Below are 5,466 nucleotides of genomic sequence, written 5' to 3'. Positions count from 1 at the left end.
TCGATCTTGCAGTTGTGGTGCCGCGACACTCCCACGATGTCCGGGTTTGTCAGGCACCACAACTGCAAGATCGACGCAGAGAGGGGGGCGGGGGGCGGGGGGGGCGCGGGGGGTTAGGTGTAGTAGCGGAACAGGATTTCGGCGGCGCAGCAGGGCTCGCCCGTCTCGGCGAACTCGACCACGACCGACGCCTTGGCCTGCACGCCGTCGGCGTCCTTGAGCGGGCCGGCCGCGACGAGCGTGGCGACGCCCTGGACGGGGGTGCCCGGCGGCAGCGGCTTGACGAACCGGACGCGGTCCAGGCCGTAGTTGACGCCCATGGAGTACGACTCCACCTCGAGGATGTCGGCGAGCAGGCGCGGGACCAGGGCCAGGGTGAGGAAGCCGTGGACGATGGTCGTGCCGAACGGCCCGGACCGCGCCCGCTCGACGTCGACGTGGATCCACTGGTGGTCGCCGGTCACGTCGGCGAACAGGTTCACCTGCTCCTGACCGACGACCTGGGCCTCGCTGGCGCCGAGCTCCTGCCCGACGAGGGCGGTCAGGTCGCGCGGGGCGGGCACCACGGTCTTGCGTGCGGGTCGCATGTCACTCCGATCTGGCGGCTGGTCTGGCGGCTGGTCCGGCGGCTTGGGCCGCGATGTGCTCGGTCAGGGTGTCCCATTCGCGGTCCCAGGCCGCCTCGTCCACGGGCGGCCGGGCGACCCGCAGCATCCGCCGGACGGCGGCCGGGTCGAGCGCGGCGATGCGGGCCGCGAGGGCGTCGACGTGGGCCTCCAGCGCCTCGGCGGGGACGACCTCGCTGACCAGCCCGTGCCCGGCGGCCTCGGCCGCGGTCCAGGTCTCGCCGGCGATGAGCAGCCGGCGGGCGGCGGCGGGGCCGACGGCCTGGGGCAGCAGGACGCTGGAGCCCCAGCCGGGGACCTGGCCGACGGCGATGTGCCGGTCGCCGATGCGGGCGGTGCCGGCGGCGACCGCGATGTCGCAGGCGAGCAGCAGCTCCAGGCCGCCGCCGAACGCGGCCCCGTTGACCGCGGCGATCGTCGGCACCGGCGCCGCGCGGACGGCCCGCACGAGGCGGCGGCCCCGGTCGAGGAACGCCCGCAGGGCCGGCTGGTCGCCGAGGAGGCTGGTCGCCTCGGTGAGGTCGGCGCCGGCGCAGAAGCTGCGGCCGCTGCCGGTGAGCACCAGGACCCGCACGTCCGGGTCGGTCGTCGCCAGCCACGCCTCCAGCCCGGCCATCACGGCGGAGTCGCAGGCGTTCCCGGTACCGCTGCGATCGATGCGGGCCCAGAGTGCCGGACCGCGCCGGGTGACGGCGACCGGGCTCACGACAGGCTCACGCAGAGCTTGCCGAACGCGGTCCCGGCGAGCATCCGGGCGGCCTGCGCGCCCACGCCGGCGAGGTCGGCGGTGCTGTCGACGGCGGGCCGGACGCGGTGCGCGGCGACGAACGCGACGAGCGCCTCGAACTCGGCGAGCGTGCCCATGGTCGAGCCGTGCACGGTGATCTCCCGGGCGAACAGCCGGGCCAGGTCGAGCTGCGCGGCGAAGCCGCTGGTGCCGCCGCAGACGACGATCGTGCCGCCGGCCCGCGTGGAGCGGGTCGAGTGCTCGAAGGTGGCCGGGCCGACGGTCTCGACGACGACGTCGGCGAGCTGGGGGACGCGCGCGCCGCTGTCGATCGCGGCGGCGGCGCCGAGGGCGAGGGCGCGCTCCCGCTTCTCGGGCGAGCGGGAGGTGACGACCACGGTGGCGCCGGCCGCCGTGGCGAGGCCGATCGCGGCGGTGGCGACGCCGCCGCCGGCGCCCTGGACGAGCACGACGTGGCCGGGTTCGACGCGCGCCTTGGTGAACAGCATGCGGTACGCCGTGAGCCACGCGGTCGGCAGGCACGCCGCCTCGGACCAGCTCAGGTGGCCCGGCTTGGGCACCAGGTGGCCGGCCGGCACGGCGACGCGCTCGGCGAGGACGCCGTGGCCGGCGTCGGGCAGCAGGGTCGCGTGTTCGACGACCTTGCCGTCCGGCTCCCTCGGGACCACCGGGTACACGACGACGTCGCGCCCCTCGCAGCTGCCGGCGGCGTCGCTGCCGATGACGTGCGGGCGGGTTCCCGCGCCCCTCGTGGCGCCGCGCAGGGCCCAGATGTCGTGCATGTTGAGGGCGCCGGCGCGGACGTCGACCTCGACCCAGCCCGGTGGCGGCTCCGCCGGGTCGATGTCGCCGACGCGGATGGCCTCGGCGGGCCTGTCCGCGTCCGGTTCGACGAAGTAGGCGGCCCTCACCGGGCGGCCCGTTCGGTGTGGCCGTTCCAGAAGGCGACCTCGGACAGGTCGGCGCGGGCGGCGGGGCGGAACTCGAGGCCCTTGGTGTACGCGACCGGCAGCAGCGTGACGGGCCGCCAGTCGTCGGGCAGGCCGAGCGCGGCCTGGACCTTGCGGGCCTTGTGGGCGAGGGCGGTGGCCATCACCGAGCCGAGGCCGCGGGAGCGCAGCGCGAGCTGGAACGACCAGGCGAACGGGAAGATCGAGCCGTAGTAGCCCGACGCGGTGCCGCCGACGGGGTGCTCCGGGATCGGCTTGGTGCTGCACAGCACGACCAGGACCGGCACCTCCTCGAGGTGGTCGACGAGGTACTTGACCGCCTTCAGGATCCGGGCCTGCCGCGCCTGCGCCACGGGGTCCGGGCGGACCGACGGCGACAGCCGGGTGGTGGTCGCGGCCTCGCCGCTCGCGAGCGGTCCCTCGACGGTCTGGTACCAGACCTCGGTGTACAGCTCGGCCAGCTTCCCCTTCAGCGCCGGGTCGTCGACGGCGACGATCCGCCAGTCCTCCAGGTTCGAGCCCATCGGCGCCTGCTGGGCCAGGCGCAGGCACTCCTCGACGACGGCCCGGCTCACCGGCCGGTCGAAGTCCATGCGGTTGCGCACGGCGCGGGTCGTCGTGAGGACCTCGTCGATGTCCCGGATCACGGCGGTGCTCATGCGTACTCCTCTCCGGTGAGCCGGTCGACGGGCTTGTCGTCGTACGGCAGCGGCTCGCCCCAGCGGTCGAGGTAGGCGACGGCGTTGACGGGCTTGCGGGCGGCGACCCGGAAGTCGGTGCCCTGGGTGTAGGCGACCGGCAGCATGGTGATCTGCAGCGCGTGGTCGGGGATGCCGAGCAGCTCGGCGGCGGCCGCGGCGTGGTGCAGGTGCAGCGTCGTGATGACGGTGCCGAGGCCGCGGGCCCGCAGCGCCAGGTTGAACTGCCAGATCGCCGGGTACAGCGAGCCGTAGACGGCCGAGTTCGTGCCGGCGCCGCCCGTGGCCGGGTTGGGCCGGGTCGCGCACGGGATCAGCAGGTACGGCGCGCGGCCGATGTTGTACGCGAGATGCTCGGCGCCGCCGAGGATGCGGGCCGTGCGCTCGCTGACGCTGCCGTCCGCGTTGCGGCCGCCGAGCCGGCCGCGGACGATCGGGCTGTCGGGGTCCTGCAGCGGCTTCTGGACGTACTCGACGTACGCGGCGAGATAGAGCTCGGCGAGCGCGGCCTTCGTCCCCGGGTCGCCGACGACGAGCCAGCGCCAGTCCTCGGCGGCGCCGCCGGTGGGCGCCTGGAGCGCGAGCTGGAGGCACTCGCCGACGAGGCCGAGCGGGACGGGGCGGTCGTAGTCGAGGCGCAGCCGCACCGAGCGGGTCGTGGTGAGCACGTGGTTGAGGTCCGTGAACGGCTTCACGTCGGGTACCCCATCAGGTCGGCGATGTGCAGGGTGTCGCAGTACTCCCGGACGGCGGCGATGCCGCCGGGGCGCACGTCGAGGACCCACAGGTAGCGGTTCTGGTACCGGCCGTTGCCCACCATGGCCTCGCCGGTCGCCTCGACGGCCACGAGCGTGTCGTCGGCGATCCAGCGCTGCGGGGTGACGGTGACGGCGGCGGATCTGTAGGCGCCGCCGGCGATGCGGGCGCGCATGGCGGCGAGCTTGTCGGCGATGGGCACGACGCCGTGGAACGGGCTGGCCGCGATGTCGCCTCGACGGTGGAGCCGGCCGCGGTCGCGGTCCGGGCCCGTGTCGGTCCACCAGGTGGCGTCGTCGGTGAAGAGCGCGCCGAACGCGTCGAGGTCCCCGGCCGCGAGGGCGGCCCACATGGTGGTGACCGCCGCCGGTGCGTCCCGGTGCGCCGGTTCGGGGTGCTCCGTGGTGCTGCCCGGGATGGGCGCTCCGTCGCCGACGACCTGCTGGGCGTGGATGGTGTCGAGGTACTCGCGCACCGACTCGATCGCGCCGGCCGCGTCGACGTCGAAGACGAACCCGTAGCGGTTGGCGTAGACCCGGCCGGAGGCGTGCACGCCGTGGCCCTCGACCTCGATGACGCAGGCGTCGTCGCCGGCGACGACGCGGCGCGGGATCTGCCGGCAGCCGGTCGGGAACGCGGCCGGGCCGAGCTCGCGCATGAGCGCCAGCTTGTCGTCCATGCGCATGACGCCGTGCAGCGGGAAGCGGCCGCTGCCCTGCGCCCGGGGGTCTCCCCCGCGGCGGTCGGGCCCGCTGTCGACCCACCAGGTCGCGCCGGGCGCGCACAGCCTGGCGAGACCGCCGAGGCTCCCCCGGTCGAGGGCGGTGATGAAGTCCAGGCCGGCCCGGACGGCTCGGGTCACGCGCGCCTCCCGCGGGTTCTCGCACATACCGACTGGAAGGTATCTATCACGTCACCTGGGCGTTCTCAAGATGGCGTGACATTCCGACCGGCTGGTATCGTCCGGGCGTGTCTTCCGCCTACGATGAGATCCGCGAGGCCGTCCGGGCAGTGTGCGACGGCAAGGTCGCGCCCAACGCGGCCGCCGCCGACGAGCACGCCGAGTTCCCGCAGGCCTCCTACGACGCGCTGCGCGCCGCCGACTTCCACGCCCCGCACGTCCCGGTCGAGTACGGCGGCGCCGGCGCCGACGCGCTCGCGACGGTCATCGTCATCGAGGAGGTCGCCCGCGCCTGCGCCTCGTCCTCGCTGATCCCGGCCGGCAACAAGCTCGGCACCATGCCCCTGCTGCTGGCGGCGTCCGAGGAGCTCAAGCAGCGCTACCTGCCCCCGGTGGCCCGCGGCGAGGCGATGTTCTCGTACTGCCTGTCCGAGCCCGACGCCGGCAGCGACGCGGCGAGCATGACGACCCGCGCGGTCCTCGACGGCGACGCCTGGGTCCTCGACGGCGTGAAGCGCTGGATCTCCAACGCGGGCGTGAGCGAGTACTACACGGTCTTCGCCGTCACCGAGCCCGGCGCCCGCGCCCGCGGCATCTCGGCGTTCGTGGTCGAGCGCTCCGACCCGGGGGTCAGCTTCGGCGCACCCGAGAAGAAGCTCGGCATCAAGGGCTCCCCGACCCGCGAGGTGTACTTCGACAACGTGCGCATCCCGGCGAACCGGATCATCGGCGAGCCCGGCACCGGCTTCGGCACGGCGATGCGCACGCTCGACCACACGCGCGTGAC

General features: G+C 74.6%; 7 protein-coding genes. 1 reads left to right on the top strand and 6 read right to left on the bottom strand.

The window, feature by feature from the left end:
* Positions 1-113: 113 nt before the first annotated feature.
* From IEZ31_RS24670 to IEZ31_RS24645, 6 genes are read right to left on the bottom strand one after another with little or no spacing between them, the layout of a single operon-like run.
* On the bottom strand, positions 114-587 hold the full coding sequence (locus tag IEZ31_RS24670; protein WP_190252337.1) for a MaoC family dehydratase: 474 nt from the start codon (positions 585-587) through the stop codon (positions 114-116).
* A 1-nt stretch (position 588) separates the two neighbouring features.
* A complete protein-coding gene (locus tag IEZ31_RS24665; protein WP_190252336.1) occupies positions 589-1,332 on the bottom strand; it encodes an enoyl-CoA hydratase/isomerase family protein in 744 nt (247 codons plus the stop codon).
* Complete coding sequence (locus IEZ31_RS24660; protein WP_190252335.1) at positions 1,329-2,285, bottom strand: zinc-binding dehydrogenase; 957 nt, start codon at positions 2,283-2,285, stop codon at positions 1,329-1,331. Before IEZ31_RS24660 ends, IEZ31_RS24665 begins: the two co-directional genes overlap by 4 nt.
* Complete coding sequence (locus IEZ31_RS24655; protein ID WP_190252334.1) at positions 2,282-2,983, bottom strand: nitroreductase family protein; 702 nt, start codon at positions 2,981-2,983, stop codon at positions 2,282-2,284. Before IEZ31_RS24655 ends, IEZ31_RS24660 begins: the two co-directional genes overlap by 4 nt.
* Complete coding sequence (locus tag IEZ31_RS24650) at positions 2,980-3,717, bottom strand: nitroreductase family protein (protein WP_190252333.1); 738 nt, start codon at positions 3,715-3,717, stop codon at positions 2,980-2,982. Before IEZ31_RS24650 ends, IEZ31_RS24655 begins: the two co-directional genes overlap by 4 nt.
* Positions 3,714-4,640, bottom strand: coding sequence for a nuclear transport factor 2 family protein (locus IEZ31_RS24645; RefSeq protein ID WP_190252332.1), 927 nt, complete (start codon positions 4,638-4,640; stop codon positions 3,714-3,716). Before IEZ31_RS24645 ends, IEZ31_RS24650 begins: the two co-directional genes overlap by 4 nt.
* Before the next feature lie 107 nt (positions 4,641-4,747).
* On the opposite strand from IEZ31_RS24645, the gene IEZ31_RS24640 reads away from it, so the two are divergent.
* Positions 4,748-5,466: acyl-CoA dehydrogenase family protein (locus IEZ31_RS24640; protein WP_229835809.1), on the top strand; the 719-nt coding region annotated here is incomplete at its 3' end.

Origin of the sequence: Dactylosporangium sucinum (assembly GCF_014647515.1) — a bacterium.
Taxonomy (GTDB): domain Bacteria; phylum Actinomycetota; class Actinomycetes; order Mycobacteriales; family Micromonosporaceae; genus Dactylosporangium; species Dactylosporangium sucinum.
The sequence above is the reverse complement of the archived record's forward strand: the minus strand, read 5'-3'. Positions and strand labels throughout refer to the sequence as shown.